Below are 19120 nucleotides of genomic sequence, written 5' to 3' on the forward strand. Positions count from 1 at the left end.
ATGGTACACATGGCTCCGTTCGTACGCCCGGGTCCGCGGCGTCCGGCACTCCGGAGGAAGGCGCACAATGGTCCTACCCGTGCGAGAAGACCCCCGGAGTGCGACCGTGAGCGAGACCGGCCTGACCGTCAAGGCCCTGCTGAAGGCACTGGACAAGGCCGTCCACGGACTCGCCGCCGCGCCCCGGGGGCTCGGGGGCGTGGTCCGCTCGGTGGTCGTGGCCGGGAACGGCGCGCCCGTGCCCGCCGGTGCGCTGGTCGTCGTCCCGCCGGGGGAGGCCGCCGCCCTGGCCGCGCGCCCCGGGCAGTTGGCCGCCAGCGCCGTGGCGGCCGTGGACGGGGACGCAGACGGGCTGCGCGGTCTGGGCCTGCCCGTGCTCTCCGTGGACCCCGCCGTGGGCACCGACGAGTTCGCCGCCCTGGCCCGGTCGGTCCTGGAGGCGGCCGCCGCCGAAACCGGCCACGGCGACCTGTTCTCCCTGGCCCAGACCGTCGCGACCCTGACCGGCGGCATCGTCAGCATCGAGGACGCCGCAGGGCAGGTCCTGGCCTACTCCGCCTCCAGTGAGGGCGCCGACGAGCTGCGCAGGCAGACCATCCTCGGGCGCGGCTGCCCGGAGTCGTTCCTGGCGCACCTGCGCGAGTGGGGCGTCAACGAGCGGATACGGGACGGCGAGGTGGTCGAGGTCGCCGAACGCCCCGACCTGGGCGCCGCACGCCGCCTGGTGGTGGGGATACAGGCGGGCGAGCGCGCGCTCGGCACCATCTGGGTGCAGGTGGGCGGCAGGCCCCTCGCGGAGACCAGTCCACAGGTGCTGCGCGGCGCCGCGCGCCTGGCCGCGCTGCACGTCATGCGCGCCCACAGCGAGGCACGCAGCACCGGGCGCGACACCGAGGGGCTGGCCGTGGGCCTGCTCACCGGCGCCTTCGACACCGACGCCCTCGCCCGCCACCTGGGCGCCGACCCCGCGACGCCGGTGGCGGTGGTCGCGCTCGCCCTGAGGGAGGGTGGGGTCGACCCGCCCTGGCGGCTGGACCAGGCCGCGGAGATCACGTCGGTGTACGCGGCGGCCTACCGCCGCGAGACCCTGGTCATCCCGGCCTGCGGCCTGCTGTACGTGCTGGCCCCCGCGCCCTCCGGGCAGGCGCCCACCGCGTGGACGCGGGAGCTGGTGTCGGTGCTGCGCGAGAACCTGGGCACACCCGTCCAGGCGGCGGTGGCGGGCGTGGCGCCCGGGATGCGCGCGGTGCCGTCGCTGAAGAAGGTCGCCAGCCGCGCCCTGGAGGTGGTCGCGGACCGTCCCGAGCGGCTGGTGACCGCGTTCGAGGAGGTCCGTTCGTCGGTGGTGCTGCGCGAGCTGTTCGACGCCCTGGCCGACCGTCCCGGGCTGCGCGACGACCGGCTCGACGCCCTCGACGACGAGCAGCGCCGCTCCCTGTCCGCCTACCTGGACGCCTTCGGCGACGTGTCCGGGGCGGCGGAGCGGCTGCACGTGCACCCCAACACGCTGCGGCACCGGATCAGGCGGATCCGCGAGCTCACCGGACTCGACCTGGACGACGCCGACCAGAGGCTCCTGGCCACGCTCACGCTGCGGGCGTGAGCCGCGGGCCGCGTGCGCCGCCGCGGCGTCCCCCCGGCGGCGGCGCTCCGCCCCGGCCCGGTCTCCGTGCGCCTCCCGTCGGCGCCGCGCCGGCCCCCTCCCGGGACACCGGCCGTTCCCCCCATGGTCGCGGTACGGCTCCCGCCGGGTCTCCGGCCGGTCACGGCCACCCGGCCGACGCGCCCCGGCGGGGCCGGATTGTCCGAAGCGACACCGCGCCGCCGCCCATGTCGTCCGTTCGCACAACGGTGGCGCACGCCACCCGCGTCTAGGCTCCCGGCAATGTCCGCAGGCCACGCCCCTCGGCCCGCGCGATCCCCGACACCCCACCAGGAGCCCTGCACATGAGTGTGGACACCCCACAGGCCCGGCCGCCGAGGGCCAAGGTCCTCATCGCCAGCCTGACCGGAAGCACGATCGAGTGGTTCGACTTCTTCCTCTACGGCACCGCCGCCGCCCTCGTCTTCGACGAGCTGTTCTTCCCCTCGGACGACCCGTTCGTCTCGCTGATGCTGTCGTACCTGACGTTCTCGCTGACGTTCTTCATCCGTCCGCTGGGCGGCGTGGTCTTCTCCCACATCGGTGACCGGATCGGCCGCAAGAGGACCCTGATCATCACGCTGACCCTCATGGGCGGCGCCACCATGCTCATCGGCCTGCTGCCGACCTACGACAGCGTCGGGATCCTCGCGCCGATCCTGCTCGTCGTGCTGCGGATCATCCAGGGCCTGGGCATCGGCGGCGAGTGGGGCGGCGCCCTGCTGCTCGCCTACGAGTACGCGCCCGAGAACCGGCGCGGCCTCTTCGGCAGCGTGCCGCAGATGGGCATCACCTCGGGCATGCTGCTGGCCAGCCTGGTGCTGTCCCTGATGTCGCTGCTGCCCGACGACCAGTTCGCGACGTGGGGCTGGCGCGTGCCGTTCGTCGGCAGCGTCCTGCTGGTGCTGCTGGGACTGTGGATCCGCTCGGGGATCGACGAGACCCCCTCGTTCAAGAAGGCCAAGGAGGAGGGCGAGGTCGCCGAACTGCCGGTGGTGGAGACCTTCCGGTTCCACTGGCGGGCCGTGCTGGTCGCCGTCGGCGCCAAGGTCGTGGAGACCGCCCCCTTCTACATCTTCGGCACCTTCGTGGTGAGCTACGCGACGGGCACGCTGTCCTTCGACAACACCTCAGCGCTCAACGCGGTGACCGTCGGGGCGATCGTGGCCACCGTGTGCATCCCGATCGCCGGACGCCTGTCGGACACCTTCGGCAGGCAGCGGGTGTACCTGGTCGGCGCGGTGCTGCTGGCCCTGTTCATCGCGCCCTACTTCCTCATGCTGGGCACCGGCAGCACGCTGATGCTGGTCCTGGCGACGGTGATCGGGCTGGGCGTCCTGTGGGCGCCGGTCACCGCCACCATCGGCACCCTGTGCTCGGAGATCTTCTCCACCCGGGTGCGCTACACGGGCGTCACCCTGGGCTACCAGATCGGCGCGGCGGCCGCGGGCGGCACCGCCCCGCTGATCGCCACCTGGCTGCTGTCGCGGTTCGACGACTCGTGGGTCCCGATCGCGGTCTACCTGGTCCTCACCGCGGTGGTGTCCATCGTCGCCGTGGCACTGGCCGGGCGGGCCTCCAACGCCGAGGAGAGGCACCTGGCCGCCGCCGAGAAGGGCTGACGCGCGCCCCTCCGGGCTTACGGCCCGAGGGGGCGGCGTCGTCCGCTCCCTCACCGGTCACCCCTCAGCGGCCTCCTCCGTCCCGGAACGGACACATGGCCCCTGGGCTGGACATTCATCCCATCTTCCGCGAGCATGGGCGAGGCGCGCCCCCGCGCCTAGGTGTGCCGGGAAGACTGGTCGGCGAGTCCCTGTCAGCCATACGCCCGGAAAGTTGCACATGAGCATCGACCCGATTCTGCGCTCCGAGCGCCACGGCCCGCTCTCACGGCTGGCCGACACCCTGCGCAGCGACAGCGTCGGCGGTTTCCTGCTGATCGGAGCCGCGGTCCTCGCTCTCGTCTGGATCAACTCGCCCTTCGGCGAGGTCTACGAGAACCTGCGGGCGATCACCTTCGGGCCCGAGTCGCTGCACCTGAACCTGTCCCTGGAGACCTGGGCCGCCGACGGCCTCCTCGCGGTCTTCTTCTTCGTCGTCGGCAACGAGCTCAAGCAGGAGTTCGTCCACGGGGAGCTGCGCGACCCCCGGCGGGCCATGCTGCCGATCGTCGCGGCGGTCTGCGGCATGATCGTGCCCGCCGCCATCTACGCCGCGATCAACTTCACCTCGCCCGAGACCCTCCACGGGTGGGGCATCCCGATGGCGACCGACATCGCGTTCGCCCTGGCGATCCTCGCGGTGATCGGCCGCGGCCTGCCGCCCGCGCTGCGGACCTTCCTGCTGACGCTCGCGATCGTGGACGACCTCGGCGCGATCATCGTCATCGCGGTCTTCTACACGTCCGGCATCAACTTCGTGGCCCTGCTGGCCGCCGCCGCGGGCCTGGTGGTCTTCTGGTACCTCCAGCGCGGCAGGGGCCTGGCCGCCAAACTCAACGCGTCGGTGGTGCCCAACTGGCTGGTCTACGTGCCCCTGGCCCTGGTCATCTGGGTCCTGGTCCACGAGAGCGGCGTGCACGCGACCATCGCGGGTGTGGCCATGGGCCTGCTGATGCGCACCAACAAGCTTCCCGGCGAGCACCACGACCCGAGCCACGGCGTGGAGCAGCTGCTGCGCCCCTGGTCCGCGGGGCTGGCCCTGCCGATCTTCGCCTTCTTCTCCGCTGGCGTGGTCTTCGACGGGTTCGGCGAGGTCCTCACCGACACGGCGGCGCTGGGCATCATGGCCGGGCTCATCGTCGGCAAGGTGATCGGCATCGCGGGCGGCGCGTGGGTGACCACCAAGGTGACCAGGGCCGAGCTCAACCCCAGCCTGAAGTGGATCGACATCGTCGGCATGTCGCAGCTGGCCGGTATCGGTTTCACCGTGTCACTGCTGATCAGCGAGCTGACGTTCGCCGACGACCCGGAGCACCTGGCCCACGCCAAGACGGGCGTGCTGGTGGCGTCCCTGATCGCGACCCTGCTGGCCGCGGTGATCCTGGGCGCGAGGTCGAGGCACTACCGGAAGCTGGAACGCCAGAGCACCGCGGGCGCGGACTCCGAGTAGAGACGACGGCGGCGGCCCGCCTCCCCCGAGCGGGGAGGCGGGCCGCCGCCGTGCGGCACGGGTGCGGGCTCCGCGGCGGGCCCTCCTCCCGGGCCGCCGGGCAACGTAGAAGCGGGCGGCCCCCGGAACCGCAGGGGGCCGCCCGCGACGCGTGGTACTCCTACACGCTGACTCCCAGGAACCAGGTCACCACGGTGTACATCGCGGCCAGGATCAGGAACAGCGCGATGAGGTTGAGCCACACGCCGCCGCGCATCATCTGGCCGATCCGCACGTGGCCGGAGCCGAAGACGATCGCGTTCGGCGGTGTGGCCACCGGGAGCATGAAAGCCATCGTCGCGGCCAGGGCCACCGGGATCACCAGGGACAGGATGTCGATCTGCATGCCCACCGCGACGCCGCCGAGGATGGGCAGGAAGGTGGCCGCGGTGGCGGTGTTGCTGGTGAGCTCCGTCAGGAAGAGGACCAGCCCGGCCGCGACCGCGATCAGCACCCAGGTGGGCACACCCTCCAGGACGGCGACCTGGCCGCCGATCCAGGTGCTCAGGCCGGAGGCGGTGAACTGCCCCGAGATGGCCAGGCCGCCGCCGAACAGGAGCAGGACGCCCCACGGCAGTTGCACGGCGGTCTCCCAGTCCAGCAGGCGGGTGCCGCGCCCGACCGGGATCAGGAACAGCAGGACCGCCACGGTCATCGCGATCCCGGCGTCGCTGACGCTGGACAGCCACGGCAGGAAGTTGTCGGCCAGGACCGGGACGAAGATCCAGGAGAGCGCCGCGAAGGCGAAGACCGCGAGCACGAGCTTCTCGCCGCGCGCCATCGGGCCCATCTCGTTGAGCTCGGAGCGGATGAGGCCCTGGGCGCCCTCCACCTTCTTGACCTGCGGCGGGAAGATCTTGATCAGCACGAACCAGGCGATGAGCAGGAAGACGGCGGCCAGCGGCAGTCCGACCATCATCCACTCGCCGAAGCCGATGTGGATGTCGTGGGCGTCGGCGAGGTAGCCGACCATCAAGACGTTGGGCGGCGTGCCGATGATGGTGGCCACCGAGCCGATGGAGGACGAGTAGGCGATACCGAGCATGAGCGCGGTGGCGAAGTTCGCGTCGGTCCTGCCGTCCCGGAACTGGGTGATCAGCGCGACCACCGACAGGCCCACCGGCAGCATCATCACGGCGGTGGCGGTGTTGGACACCCACATCGTGATGAACCCGGTGGCGATCATGAAGCCGCCGATCAGCCCCGCGGTGTTGGAGCCGACCTTGGAGACGATGACCAGGGCGATCCGCTTGTGCAGGTTCCACTTCTGCATCGCCAGGGCGAGCATGAAGCCGCCCATGAACAGGAAGATGGTGTCCGAACCGTAGGAGGAGGCGACGTCCCCGATGGGGGTGCCCTCCAGCAGGAGGGGGAAGAGCACCAGCGGCAGCAGCGAGGCGACCGGGATCGGGATCGCCTCGGTGGCCCACCAGATGGCGATGAAGGCGGTGATCGCGGCCACCGCGCGGCCGTTGGCCGACAGGACCGTCTCGCCGTCCTCGCCGTCCGCGAGGGGCATCGGCATGTCCGGCATGAGGAAGTAGACCAGGAGACCGACGAGCGGGCCCGCGATCAGGCCGATCACGCGCGAGGGCGAGCTGCCCCTGGCGGCTCTGCCGTCCTGCGTGGGGGATGCGGTGTCGGGCGCGTCGACACCCTTCTCGGACGCCATGGAATCCTCCTGTTGTGGGTCACCGGGAAGTGACACTGGGCTTACCGTCGGGTTTCTCCCCGATTACCCCGAATTGATACAGCGATGGTGTGGGTCTCTTTCTCGCGTGTTCAAGGTCTCAACGAAGATTTGAGATTCCTCTGACATTGCGGAACCGTGGGTCGACATCGTGGTACACACGGTGATCATGGGCAAGGTGTGAACCGGGGGCCTGAACCGCCGTCTTCCCTCGCCTAAGCTGCGGGTATGCATCGACCGAACCGGCGCGCCGCCCTGAGGGGGACCGCCGGCGTGTTCGCCGCGGTCGCGCTGGGCGGCTGCGCGTGGCGCGAACCCTCCCCCGCCCCGGCGCCGCTCGTCGTGGCCACGGGCCCGGCCGGGGCCGTCTACCGGGAGATCGGCTCGGAGATCGCGGGTCTGCTGGACGCCCGGCTCCCCGACATCCGGGTGGAGACCGTCGAGACCGGCGCCTCGCACGACAACCTGCTGCTCATCGACTCGGGTGAGGCCCACCTGGGTCTGACCAGCCTCGACGCGGTCCTGGCCGACGAGGTGGCCGACGCCGGTCCCTTCCGCGCGATCGGGCGCCTCTACGACAGCTTCCTGCACCTCATGGTCCTGGACGCCTCCCCCGTGCGCTCCCTGTCCGACCTGGAGGGCCGCCGCGTCTCGGTGGGCGCGGTCAACTCCGGCACCGAGTTCACCGTGGCGCAGGCCGTCGAGGAGACCGGACTGGACATGGAGGCGGTGCGCCTGGACCAGGCGGCCTCCGCCGACGCCCTGTCCCGGGGGGAGATCGACGCGATGTTCTCCCTGACCGGGCTGCCCACGCCCGCGGTCGCCGACCTGGCCCGCGAGCACGTGACGCGCCTGGTCGACCTCGGGGACGTCGCGTCCGCCATGGCCGAGGCCCACCCCGAGAGGTACTTCCCGGCCACCATCCCGGCGACCACCTACGAGGGCGTGCCCGCCTGCCCCACCATGTCCATCCCCAACCTGCTGCTGTGCGCGGCCGACCTGCCGGACGACCTGGCCTACGCCGTCGCCGACACCGTCTACACCGGCGCCGCGCGGATCGCCGAATCCCGCCCCGAGGCGGCGCAGATCAACGTGCGCACCGGCATCTCGACCGGCGTGGTCCCCCTCCACCCCGGGGCCGCGCGCTGGTACCGGGACAACAAGCCCTCCTGAGGTCCGCCCCGCCGAGGGCTCAGTCCGCGGACGGCAGCGTGATGGTCACGCCGAAGCCCGGCCGCTCGCCGGGCAGGCCCTCGCCCAGCGCCAGTTCCCCTCCGGCCTCGCGGACCAGGTCGGAGACGATCGCCAGCCCCATACCGGTCCCCTCTGTGTTCTGGTGGCGGGGAGAGCGCCAGAAGCGGTCCAGGGCCGCGCCGCGCTCCTCCTCCGGGAGCCCCTCCCCGTCGTCGAGCACGCTGATCCGCGCGGGGTCGCCCGCCGAGCCCCGCACCTGCACCCGGGTACCCCCGGACAGGCGCAGGGCGTTGCTCACCAGTTCGTCGAGGATGCTGCCCAGCCCCCCGGCCGGGGCGCAGACCCGCAGCCCGGCGGGGACGTGCACGGTCACGGTGATCCCCCGGGCCCGGCCCAGGGCGCGCCAGCGCTCCACCCGGGTCTCCAGCAGTTCGGGGACGTCCACGGCCTCGGTGCCGGTGACGCTCTCCAGACGCGTCGCGGCCAGGAGGGAGTTGAGCATCCGGTGCATGACCGTGGTCTCGTCCACGGCCACCGCGTGCGCCTCCCGGGCATCCTCGGAGCCGAGGTAGGGCGCGAGGTTCTCCACCGCCAGGCGCAGGCTCGCCAGGGGGTTGCGCAGCTGGTGGGAGGCGTCGGAGACGAAGGAGCGCTGACGCTCCAGGGCCCTGCGCACCACGTCGACCATCGTGTTGAAGGACTCGGTGAGGCGGCGCAGCTCCGGAGGCCCCTGCTCGGCGTCCACCCGCACGTCCAGGTCACCCGAGGCGACGGCGGTGGTCGCGGCGTCGAGTCGGCCGATGGGGCGCAGCACCCAGCGCGACAGCGGCAGCGAGGCCGCCACCAGGAGCGTCAGGGGCACCAGGCTGAGCAGGGCGAGCCACCCCCAGGAGCCGAGGATGTCGGCGCCGAGCCGGTCGGTGGGGGCGGCGACGATGACCGCCCCGGTCACCTCGCTGTCGCGGCCGATGGGCTCGGCGACCACGAGGGGGTCGGACTCCCAGGGCCAGACGGTGGTCGGAGGGGCCGGGCGCTCCCCGGCCAGGGCGACGGTGAGCGCCTCCGGCGCGCCCAGTTCCGCGAGCACGTCGCGCTGGTGCGCCGTGCTGCCGGACCCGGCGATGATCTCCCCGTCGGGGGCGACCACGACCACCGGGATGCCGTAGAGCGCCTCGTAACGGGCCATCTCCTGGAGGAGCGCCTCGGGTCGGTCGGCCTCCAGCGCGGTGCGGGCCAGGGCGGCGAAGCGGCCCGCGTCCCCGAGGCGGTCGACGTAGACCTGCTGGGTCAGCTGCTGGGCGATGACCGTCCCCAGGGGGATGACCGCCGAGGCGACCAGGACGAACGCCGCGGGGAGCAGGATGGTGAGCAGTCTGCGGAGCACGGGCTCAGGCCCGGTCGAGGAGGTAGCCGACACCGCGCACGGTGCGGATCCGCACGGCCCGGCCGAGCTTGGCGCGCAGCGAGCCGATGTGGGTGTCCAGGGTCCGGGAGGAGGTCTCCCAGGCCGTGCCCCACACCTGGTCGAGGATCTGGTCCCGGGCGACCACCGACGGGGAGCGGGAGACCAGGAGGGCGAGCAGGTCGAACTCCTTGCGGGTCAGCTGGAGTTCGGCGCCGCCGACGCTGGCCGCGCGGGAGCCCGGGTCCACGGTGAGCTCGCCGACCCTGACCTCGGGCTCCTCCTCAGCCGCCTCCGCCCGCGCGGCGCGGGTGCGGCGCAGGACCGCGTCGATGCGGGCGAGGAGTTCGGCGACGCCGAAGGGCTTGACCACGTAGTCGTCGGCTCCGGCCCGCAGGCCGCGCACGCGGTCGCGCTCCTCGCTGCGGGCCGTGACGGCGATGATGGCGGTCTGCGGACGGTCGCGGAGCTTTCGGAGCAGGTCGATGCCGTCGGCGTCGGGAAGGCCGAGGTCGAGGAGGACGACGTCGGCGGGCGGGGCGGTCAGGGCCCGTTCGGCGGTGGCGACCCTCTGGACGTCGAAGGACGCCGCCCGCAGGGCGGTCACCAGTCCGCGGGCGACCCGGTCGTCGTCCTCGACCACGAGAATGCGCATGTCCAGCATGTTAGGCAGTGTTCGCGCCGGTGACGGCACACCGCCGGGGCGCTCCCCGCCCCGCGGACGCCGCTCCCGGTCCCGCGGGGCGGGTCCGCCGCCCGCCGGCGGCGCGGCACGGGGTTCCACGCGGGCGGGTCCCGGCGCCATTTCCGCGGCCATAACACGGGGGGCGGAATTGCGTCCGCACCGAGGCACCCGCTTCCCCCGAAGCGCACGGGACGACCTCGAAGCGGGCCGCCCCGGGCGCAACATCCTGACCCCGAGACGCAATGGAAACGAAAAGGGATCAGAGCCGCGGACCGCCGAAACCCACTCTTTTCCCGCACGTGCTTTTCCGTGTACCGGGGAGCACGGTAATCGCCTCTTCGCCCCGCGGCCACTCTCCGACCGCTGTCCCCGGCCCCTTCCCGGGAGGCGGCCGCTCCGGCCCTCCGAACGGAGCGGAGCCCGCAAAGCCCACGGGCACGGGCTTTTGCGCGCACCGGCATGAGAGGGGCCCACAGCGGCAGCGCCCCGGCGGGCGCCGCGCGGGCACGGCACCCGCGAAACCGAAGCGGAACCGCTTCCCGGCATATCATCCGCGTCTTTTTCCGGACTATCCGGAGAACGGCCTGGCCCGGACAACATGAACACCACTCCAGTGGGCATGTACAAGTCGGCCCCTGTCACCAACCGAATACATAACTGAACCGGAGCCGGACCCGATCGCACTTTCAGAACTGCTCGGGAAACAGGAGCGACCAATGGTGGAACTGAGAGAATCGAGGCCGCCGAGTGCGTAGCGACAACCAGCGGGGACAGAGCGGACAGGAGTGCCCGTGAGAGGGCTGGGACACGAACCCGGTCGGTGGCGGAAGTCGAGCTACAGCGGTGGCGGCAACGGCGACTGCGTCGAGGCGGCCCTGGGCACGCCGGGGACGGTCGGCCTGCGCGACTCCACGCACCCCGACCGCGCGGCGCTCGCCCTGCCCGCGCACCAGTGGGTCGCACTGCTCCGGCTCGCCGGGCAACGCTGAGGGGACCGAACGGCCCGGGGGGCGCGCCCCGGACCGCGACCGGTCACATCTGGGCGAGGTAGATGTCGGCGTCCCCACGCACGGTCCTGCGGAGGCTGAGCGTGGCGGGGTGGTCCGACCCCATCACCCGGCGGTAGCCGTCCTCCACGGCGACGAACTCGGCCTCGACGTCCTCGCCCTGGGCCCGGCGGTCCACGAGCAGGTTGCGGCGGGCCAGCAGGGCCAGCGGGTGCGAGGCGCCCAGCGCCTCCTCGCAGCCGCGCAGCGCCTCCTCGTCCCGTTCCCGGGCACCGGCCGCGTCGCCCATGAGGAAGTGGTCGTTGGCCAGGTTCACCAGGCAGGCCAGGGTGCTGGGGTGGTGGGCGCCGAGCCGGTCCAGGAACAGCTCCAGGGAGCGCTCGTCCAGCTGGCGGGCCTCGGCCGCCCTGCCCAGGCGGCGCAGGATGATCGCCCGGTTGACGTCGGCCGCGCCCACGTAGGGGTGGCGCTCGCCCAAGAGCTTGACGTAGCGCTCCCCCGTGGTCTGGGCCAGCTCCAGGGCCTCGTCGTGCTGGTTGACCGCGCTCAGGGACATGGAGTGCACCAGGGCGGCGTACATGGTCTCGTTGTCGTCCACGCCGTGCTTGACCCGGAAGCGCTGCCAGGCGCGCTCCGACAGGGTGAGCGCCTCCCGGTGGTGGCCGACGCGCCGGCGCATGACGGCCAGCGTCCGCTGGTTGCGCAGGACGCGGTTGTCGTCCTCCCCGATCAGGCCGATGGCCCGCTCGACCTGGTGGGCCTGGATCTCCTCGGCCTCCCGGTAGCGGCCCTTCTCCATCAGGGCCTCGGCATAGCCGTTGTTGGTGCCCAGGGTGCGCGGGTGGTCCGGACCGAAGACGGCCTCCAGCCGGGCCAGCGTGTCGCGGTACTGGTCGGCGGCCGCCTCCGGGTCACCGCTGAGCAGGAGGTTGAAGGCGCGGAAGTGGGCGGTGACCAGGGTGTGCGGGTCGTCCTCCCCGAAGAGGCGCACCCGGCGGTGGTAGGCGTCGGCCGCCGCCGTCAGGGAGTCGCGGAACCGGCCCAGGAAGCGCAGGGTGCGGATGTACTCGATCTCCGCCTCCAGGGTCTCGGGGTCCCCGGGATTCTGCGTTTCGCGCAGGGTGCCCAGGGTGGCCTCGCACAGCGCGAGGGCCTGCTCCAGGTACCCCTGCCCGCGCATCGCCGTGGAGATCTGGATCGCCATGCCCAGGGTGGAGGGGTGGTTCTCGCCCAGTTGCAGGCGCCACCACTCGTGGGCGGTCTCGCCCAGGCTGCGGGCCTCGTCGAACTCCTGGCGCAGCGCGGCGACACGGCACATCTGCACCACCAGGTTGCGCGCCCAGGGGTCGGTGCAGTTCCACAGTTCGGAGGCCCACACGTGCGGCAGCAGCTCGGTGTAGCGCTCGGAGGCGTCCACGGCCACCACCTGGAGGTCGTTGCGGCCCAGCAGCTGGTGGGCGCAGTGGCGCATCTCCTCGCGCTCCCGGTCGCTCATCGGCGCCTGGACGGCGCGCTGCACCAGCCGGTGCAGGGAGACCGTGTTGCGCTGGTGGTCGATGTGGGCGAGGCTGTTGCGCCCGATGTCGCGGATCGCCATGCCGAGCCTGGCCGGGTCCTCCAGGGCCCCGCGCAGCTCCGCGGGGCCCTCGATGCCCCGGGCGAAGTTGAACAGCGTCCGGGGGATGGGCGCCGTCGACATGAAGGAGCACAGCTGGAGCAGCTGGAGCGCCGCCGGGTTGGTGGTGGCCAGCCGGTCCAGGGACACGTTCCAGGCGGCGGCGACGGCCACCGGGTAGGCGCTGTCCACCGGGCGCAGGAGGTCGAGCATCTCCTGGCTCTTCTCGGAGAACTGGCGCAGGTACTCCTCGGTGGCCATCCCGCTCTCGTGCAGCCACACGGCGGCCTGGTTGAGGGCCAGCGGCAGGTCGCCCAGCTCGTGCGCCAGCTGGTCGGCCTCCTCGGTGGTCAGCGACGCGGGTCCGCGCCGTTTCAGCAGCTCGATGCTCTCGGCCCGGTCGAACTCGCGGACGGAGAGGTAGGCGTCGCCGCCCCGCACCGTCCAGCTGGAGTCCCGAGAAGTGATGATCACGTGGCCCTCGCCCCCGACAGGAAGATACTGATCCAGTTCGGACCGGGCCTGCGCGTTGTCGAAGACGAGGAGCCAGCGCGGGTAGTCCAAACCCTGGCGCAGTGCCTCCAGGACGTTCTCCAGGACGTGTCCGCTGCCCGCGCCCGCGCTGTCCAGCCTGAGCCTGGACGCGAGGACGGAGAAGCTCTCCCGCAGCTGGTTGCTGTGGGCCGCGGGGATCCAGCAGATGAGGTCGTAGTCGGACGCGTACCGGTACAGGTACTCCTTGGCGAGCTCGGTCTTGCCGACCCCCGACATCCCGTTGAGGGCGGTGATGACCTGTCGCCGCCCCTTCAGGAGCTGCCCCCTCAGCGCGGAGAGGAGTTCCTCCCGGCCGGTGAAGGCGCTGTTGCGGCGCGGAACCTGGACCCAGACCGCGTTGAGCGGTCGGCCACTCATGGACGATCGGGACGTACGACCGCTGGACTGGTCGCCAGATTCTTGCATCATATCCTCATTTGACAGTTTTGTGGCCATATGAGTTTCTTTCCCCGACCGTTCAGAAAAGGGTGCCCTGTTCCGCGCCTTCCAGCCGTTGTTCCCGTCCACACGCGCAGATCCGGAAACCTTCGGCAATACTAGACCAGCGGGCGGCGGCGTACCCGTCTCATGCGTTTCCCGCGTACCGCGGGTCGCACCCGCCCCGGAGATATCGGCGTATTCCCTGATGGGTACGGCATAACGCCGGGTGAGGGAGGCGCTCTCCACCGCGGGAAGCATGGAATTCGCCCAGTGGTGCGACACCCGCGTCCTTTTCGGGAAATCCTCGTGCACGCCCCGCAGCATCAGGCGCAGGGCGTCGAACCAGGGGTCCACCCAGCGCAGGCGCTCCGCCGCCAGGCCCAGCACCCGGCGGATGTCGGAGACCCGGCCGCCCAATGACAGCAGGGCCCGCCGGACCCCCGGGCGGAAGTCCCACCCGACCGGCCCGTCCTCCTCCCCCCACCCACCGCCCCCGCGCACCAGCCCGCTGAAGAAGACCTCCGTCAGCTCCGAGGGTGTGGCGCGGCCGAGCACGTCCTCGCAGACCGCCTCCACCAGGCGCGGGTCCAGCGGCACGGCCGCCAGGGCCACCGCCAGGTCGAACGCCTCGGGACTGGCCAGCTGCCGGAAGCGCCGCGCCTCCCGTTCGGCGTCGAAGGCGGGTTCCCGGGCGTCCGGCGCCTCGGCGGGGGCCGGGCCCCCTCCCGCGGGGAAGCGGGCGGTGTGCGCCCACAGGCGCCCGGGGCCCCTCCCCATCGCGAAGACGGCCCACTCGCGGATCGTCCCGGGGTCCAGCGTCAGCACGGGCACGAGCGCGCCCGGCTCGCGCTTCTCCTCCTCCGGGTCGGTGAGCGTACGCTCCCGCGCGTACCCGGTGTTCGCGGCGCAGGGACCGGCTGCCCGGGGCGCGGCCAGCTCCATCGGAGCGGTGGCTATGGCGCCGCGCCGCCACAGGAGGGGCTGGAGCAGGTGGAGGATCGCGACCGCGCCGCGGTCCGCGGCCTCGGCGACCCAGTCCTGGAAGCCGCGGTCGCGCCAGGCGCCGCCGAGCCCGTCGGTGAGGAACAGGACCACGTGCGCGCGGCCGCCGCCGAGGCGGCCGGGGCGTCCGTGGACGTCGCGCAGCCTGGGGCTGCCGGTGCGTCCGGAGTCGAAGTACAGGGAGACGACCTCACGGAAGATCCCGCCGGAGCGCGCGAGCCGGACGAACTCGGCGGCCAGGCCGCGCTGGAAGGCCATGGTGACGCCGTCGTCGACGAGGAGGGTCAGGCTCACCACCCGTTCCCGGCGCGCGCAAGGCCGCGGCACCACCGGAACTCCGGCGCTCTCGCGCTCGTCCTCGGTCCAGTGGAGGCTGTCCAGGAGCGAGCGCGCGTAGTTGCGCGCGGTGCCCTCCGGGTCGATACCGTCCGGCCGTCCCCGGGGCTCGGTGAGGTGGAAGGGCCCCAGCGCGGCGACCAGTTCCTGACGCTGCTCCAGGACCGGCTGGACGAACCCGTGGGGCTCCGTCGGCGGACCTTCGTCCCCCGGAGCGCGGCGCGGCCACGGGGGCGTCCCCCCGTGGCCGGTCGGCGGGGCCGGGGCCGGCCCGCGGAGCGCGGCGGCGGAACCGTCCCCGCCGGTCGCCGTCCCGTCGCCGGGGAGCCCCGGCGGCCGGGCGGTCCCGGTGTCCGTGCCGGGCGGCGGGGAGGGCCGCGCCGCGTCCGCGCAGGTACCGGCCTCCCGCAGGGGTGGGTCGGAGCCGGCGGCCTCCCCCGGCGGCGGCCCCTCGGCGGGCGGCGCCGGGAAGACCGGGCGGTCGCGGCGCGCGGCCTCGGCACGCGCCTGGAGGGCCGCCAGGTGGAGCGCGTCCGCCCACTCCGTGGGGGTGAGGCCGCCCGGGGGGCCGCCCGACCGGTCGCCGGAACCCCGGGGGCGGTCGTCCCCCGGCTGGTGCGCGGGGCTCATCCCGGGGTTTCCGTGAGGCGGTGCCAGAGCAGGTCGGAGAGGTGGCGGACCTGCTCGGGCCCCGGCTCGCCCTGCCCCATGGCGCCGACCAGGTGCACGGCGTTGAGCAGCTGGTCCACGGCCAGTGCGTGGCCGTCGGCGCTCCTGCGCAGGAACTCGGTGACCAGGGTCCGCGTGCCGGTGGGCGGGTCGCCGTCGAAGTGCCCTGCCACGGCGGCCACCAGCTCGTCCTCGTCCGGCAGCCCCATCCGGACCGGGATGCAGCGGCGCAGGAAGGCGGGCGGCAGGTCCCGGTCGTCGTTGCAGGTCACCACCGTGACGGGGAAGGCCGAGCACAGGACCTCGCCCCGTTCGACGACCGCCGTGCGGCCGGGGTCGTCGGTGGCCACCCGGACCCTCCCGGCGACGTTGGCCAGTCGGCCCAGCTCGGGGACGGTGTAGCCGCCGTTCTCGAAGAGGTCGAGCAGGTCGCCGGGCAGGTCGAAGTCGCCCAGGTCGAAGTCGTCGACCAGGAGCACGCGGGGCAGCCGGGTGGGCAGGAAGGCGGTGCCCAGGGGCCCCAGGGTGAGGTAGCGGCCGATCGACTCGGCGCTGCTGCGCAGGTGTGCGTCGGCCTCCGTTCCGTCGGCGCTCGCGTAGCGGCGGTCCCGGGCGCCCCGGGCACGGTTGCGGGCGTTCTCCAGGTTGAGGTCGTGGATCTGGGTGAGGGGGTCGTAGGCGTACAGGCCGTCACGCACGGTGCTGCGGCTGGTGACGGCCCAGCGCAGGACGCGCCCCAGGCCCAGCTCGCGGGAGACCTGGTGGGCGAGGCTGGACTTGCCGATGCCGGGCGGGCCCACCAGCAGCAGGGGGCGGCGCAGGCAGATGGCCGCGTTGACCTTGTCCAGCAGCTGGCGCCGGTGCGGCCCCAGGGGAACAGGGAAGCTCCGGGGCCGGGCGGGGCCCAGGTGGCGCTCGCTCTCGGCGGCGGGGCCCTCGGTCCTCGGCCCCGGGTCGTAGAACGGGGGGTCCGCGCCGGTCTCGGCGGGGTCCGGCCCGCCGCCGTAGGTGCGCCACCGGGGAGGCGGGGGGAGCTGGGCGGCGAGGTCCAGGTGCGGGCGGGGCTGACCTGTGCCGTGGAAGATCCACCACCCCGGCGCGGAGCTGGTCGATCCGGGTTCGGCTGATGTGGTCATGGCAGGCCCTTCGAGCCGCGCCCAAGGGGGGCTGTCGGATGCTGTGGGGGTGTCATCGGTCTGGGGGCGGGCAGAACCGGAAGGGTGTCGTGGTAGAAGACGGCGACCTCGAAGCTTTCTTCGATGTACCCGGTATCGTCCGGGGAAACGCATCCGGAACGCGATTGGTGGAGCGCCTTGGGAAGCGCTCGTATTCTTTCGGGCGGCACCATTACCTCCCGTCCCACCTTCCCCAGATTGAGCCACGGACTTGCCCCCGGCCCATTGTCGGCGGAACGCCAGATCACGACCGGAACCCCGATCATGAGCGCCGACCAGACCGGCATGTGGCACTCGTCCAGATGGGAGGGAACGGAGAGGGCGACGATCCTGTCGTCCTGGAGCCTTTCGACCAGGGGTTCGCGGTAGGTCCGCCCGCCCCTGCGCCTCCTCCGCCCGGCCTCGTGCGCGGTGTCCAAGTGCAGGACCTCGCGCGCGCTCGCGAGCCCCTCCCACCGGCGGGCGCAGGTACGCCGGGCCTGCGCGGTGTCGCCGCGCGCGGGGTCCACCAGCTCCTCCGCCCGGTAGACCACCTGGGCCCGCGAGCCGAGCCTGCGGTCCCCCTCACCGGCCTCCTGCCAGCGCTCGGCCTCCAGGCGGCGGAGCAGGTCCAGCCGTGCGACCAGCTCGACCCGTACGCCCTCGTGGTACCCGGTGCGGTGGTCCACCTCCAGCAGGGTGAGCAGGCCGCCGACGTGGGCGCCGATGCGCTCGGCCTCCATGTGCGGGGTGTGGCCGTGGCCGCAGAAGTCCGGGGGCCTGCCCCGCCTCTCGCTGAGCACCGTCCAGTACTCGACGTCGTACCGGTCCCTGCTCCGGCCCTGGGTGACGTGCACGACGAGCCGGGCGGGCGCGCGCGGGCCGGGCGGCGCGGCCGTGCCCTCGCGCCGCCCGCCGCCCCAGAGCAGGAGCAGGTCGGCGCAGTCGCGCAGCGGGACGGCGCAGGGCAGCAGGGAGCAGAAGATCCGCAGCGGGAGTTCGGCGCCCTCGGGCACGGTCATCTCGGTCAGGTCCACGAGCCGGTCCCAGGCCGTGTGCGGCGGTGCCTCGGCCGGGGCGAGCCGGTCGGTCCGGGCGGTCTCGAAGGCCTCCGCCACCAGGTCCGGGGAGTGCTCCGCCAGCTCCCGGCGGACGAGGTCGACGTCGGCGTCGGTGGTCCCCTCGGGCAGGAGGCGGTACAGCTGCTCCCACTCCTCGGCGTGGACCAGCGGCTCCGCGGCCCGGGCCGCCGCCAGCGAGCTGCGGCCGCGCTCCTCCAGGTAGAGGATCCAGCGCAGGAGGCATCCCAGGCGCACCTGCTCGCGGCACAGGCGCACCAGGTGGCGGGCGAACTCGACCGGAGAGCCCTCCAGGCGCAGGTTGCGGCGGACCCGCGTCGGCAGTTGGTAGGCCAGCTGCTCGCGCGCGTCCGGGAGGAGGACGCACCGGAGCGCGCACAGGGCGTCGACCAGGTCCTCGAACCCGCCGTCGGCCGGGAGCGGCCGTCCCGCGCCCTCCGGGAGGAGCCGCCCGCCGGGAGGGGGCCCCGCGCCCTCCGACGGCGGCCGCCCTCCGATCGGGGCCTGGTCCCCCGCCGTGGCCGTCGTCTCGCTCACCCGGACGGACTCCCCAGGAGGGGGGCCGCGGCCTCACGGACCCGGAGCATCCCCGAGCTCCCGTCCTCCCTCGCGTCGAGGAGGGCGAGCACCTCGTCGAGGAGCCCGTACTCACCGTGGGCGAGGGCGACCAGCTGCGCGGCGAAGGAGAGCAGGTCCTGGTCGGCGCGGAGCCTGCGGCGCAGCCGGGGGTCGAGCGCGACGTACAGGTCCAGGCGCAGGTCGGGCAGGAGCAGCGTGCGCAGGTCGGTCATCGCCCTGGCGGTACGCGTGAGCGCCTCCCGTTCGCCGTTCGCCGCCGCGCCCGCGGCGGTCCGCTCGGTCGGCCACACCCGGGGGATCGCCTCCATAGGAACCATCCAGCCCGCCCTGCCGCTGCCGGTCGCCTCGCAGAGCAGACCGAGGAGGGCGTTCCCCTTCTCCTCTCGGACACCGCTGCCGCTGAAGCCGGGCAGGACGGTGAACCCCGCGTGGGAGTCGACGTCGATCTGGACGTAGCCGAAACGGCTGCCCCCGGTGCCGGTGGCCAGGCCGGTGACCCAGAGGCCGGTTTCGGCGCGGGGGAAGCCGAGGACGCGGACCCGGTCGCCGACGCGGTAGCGGCCGGGGGCGGCGGGAGGGATCGGGGCGGGCCGGTCCAGGCGCAGCACCGCCGCGTCCCAGGGCGCGGCCTCCTCCCACCACCAGCCGTCGGCGACGACGGTGGCGGCGGCCTCCCAGTCCGGGAGGCCGCGCGGGGCGTCCAGGCGTACGGTGACGCCGGGTCCGGCGGGGGCGCCGGACCCGGCGACGGCCTCGCGGACGACGTGCGCGCAGGTGATCGCGTATCCGGATGCGACCAGCACCGCGGCTCCGTGCAGGGCTGTGCCGCCGCGGTCGGTGACGCGCAACTGCCAGTCGGGGGCGAGGGGGCGGGGGGCCAGGTGGGACACGGTGCTCCCGTTCGGCGGGCGGGGCACACGGGACGGGCCCGAACGCGCGGT

Annotated in this window: 12 protein-coding genes; 5 read left to right on the forward strand and 7 right to left on the reverse strand. The window is 73.2% G+C overall.

Translation table 11 applies throughout. The features are described 5' to 3' along the window. Positions 1-106: 106 nt before the first annotated feature. The 3 genes from PV789_RS27745 (at position 107) to nhaA (ending at position 4753) form a co-directional block, all read left to right on the forward strand. On the forward strand, positions 107-1603 hold the full coding sequence (locus PV789_RS27745; protein WP_274975262.1) for a PucR family transcriptional regulator: 1497 nt from the start codon (positions 107-109) through the stop codon (positions 1601-1603). Positions 1604-1947: 344 nt separating this feature from the next. Further along, entirely contained in the window at positions 1948-3264 is a 1317-nt protein-coding gene (locus PV789_RS27750; RefSeq protein WP_274975263.1) for an MFS transporter, read from the forward strand. A 220-nt stretch (positions 3265-3484) separates the two neighbouring features. Next, positions 3485-4753 carry a Na+/H+ antiporter NhaA gene (nhaA, locus tag PV789_RS27755; protein ID WP_274975264.1) on the forward strand — a complete coding sequence of 423 codons (1269 nt, stop codon included), beginning with the start codon at positions 3485-3487 and terminating at the stop codon, positions 4751-4753. A gap of 160 nt (positions 4754-4913) precedes the next feature. Here nhaA and PV789_RS27760 read toward each other — a convergent pair whose 3' ends face one another. Then, complete coding sequence (locus PV789_RS27760) at positions 4914-6464, reverse strand: SLC13 family permease (protein WP_274975265.1); 1551 nt, start codon at positions 6462-6464, stop codon at positions 4914-4916. A 246-nt stretch (positions 6465-6710) separates the two neighbouring features. On the opposite strand from PV789_RS27760, the gene PV789_RS27765 reads away from it, so the two are divergent. Further along, a complete protein-coding gene (locus PV789_RS27765; RefSeq protein WP_274975266.1) occupies positions 6711-7655 on the forward strand; it encodes a TAXI family TRAP transporter solute-binding subunit in 945 nt (314 codons plus the stop codon). Between the two features lie 19 nt (positions 7656-7674). Here the strand turns inward: PV789_RS27765 and PV789_RS27770 are convergent, their stop codons facing one another. Then, positions 7675-9060, reverse strand: a complete 1386-nt coding sequence (locus tag PV789_RS27770; protein WP_274975267.1) for a sensor histidine kinase — start codon at positions 9058-9060, stop codon at positions 7675-7677. Between the two features lie 4 nt (positions 9061-9064). Further along, complete coding sequence (locus tag PV789_RS27775; protein WP_274975268.1) at positions 9065-9742, reverse strand: response regulator transcription factor; 678 nt, start codon at positions 9740-9742, stop codon at positions 9065-9067. Positions 9743-10554: 812 nt separating this feature from the next. Between PV789_RS27775 and PV789_RS27780 the strand changes: the two genes are divergently transcribed. Further along, positions 10555-10752, forward strand: a complete 198-nt coding sequence (locus PV789_RS27780) for a DUF397 domain-containing protein (RefSeq protein WP_274975269.1) — start codon at positions 10555-10557, stop codon at positions 10750-10752. Positions 10753-10795: 43 nt separating this feature from the next. Here the strand turns inward: PV789_RS27780 and fxsT are convergent, their stop codons facing one another. From fxsT to PV789_RS27800, 4 genes are read right to left on the reverse strand one after another with little or no spacing between them, the layout of a single operon-like run. Beyond that, positions 10796-15328, reverse strand: a complete 4533-nt coding sequence (fxsT, locus tag PV789_RS27785) for an FxSxx-COOH system tetratricopeptide repeat protein (RefSeq protein ID WP_274975270.1) — start codon at positions 15326-15328, stop codon at positions 10796-10798. Then, a complete protein-coding gene (locus PV789_RS27790; protein WP_274975271.1) occupies positions 15325-16503 on the reverse strand; it encodes an AAA family ATPase in 1179 nt (392 codons plus the stop codon). The genes fxsT and PV789_RS27790 overlap by 4 nt, the downstream gene beginning before the upstream one ends. Next, the gene (locus PV789_RS27795) at positions 16500-18137 is read right to left on the reverse strand and encodes a hypothetical protein (RefSeq protein ID WP_274975272.1); all 1638 of its coding nucleotides are present in this window, start codon (positions 18135-18137) and stop codon (positions 16500-16502) included. The genes PV789_RS27790 and PV789_RS27795 overlap by 4 nt, the downstream gene beginning before the upstream one ends. After that, complete coding sequence (locus tag PV789_RS27800; RefSeq protein ID WP_274975273.1) at positions 18134-19069, reverse strand: S1 family peptidase; 936 nt, start codon at positions 19067-19069, stop codon at positions 18134-18136. The genes PV789_RS27795 and PV789_RS27800 overlap by 4 nt, the downstream gene beginning before the upstream one ends. Between the last annotated feature and the right edge of the window lie 51 nt (positions 19070-19120).

Source organism: Nocardiopsis camelliae (assembly GCF_028993595.1).
Classification (GTDB): Bacteria; Actinomycetota; Actinomycetes; order Streptosporangiales; family Streptosporangiaceae; genus Nocardiopsis; species Nocardiopsis dassonvillei.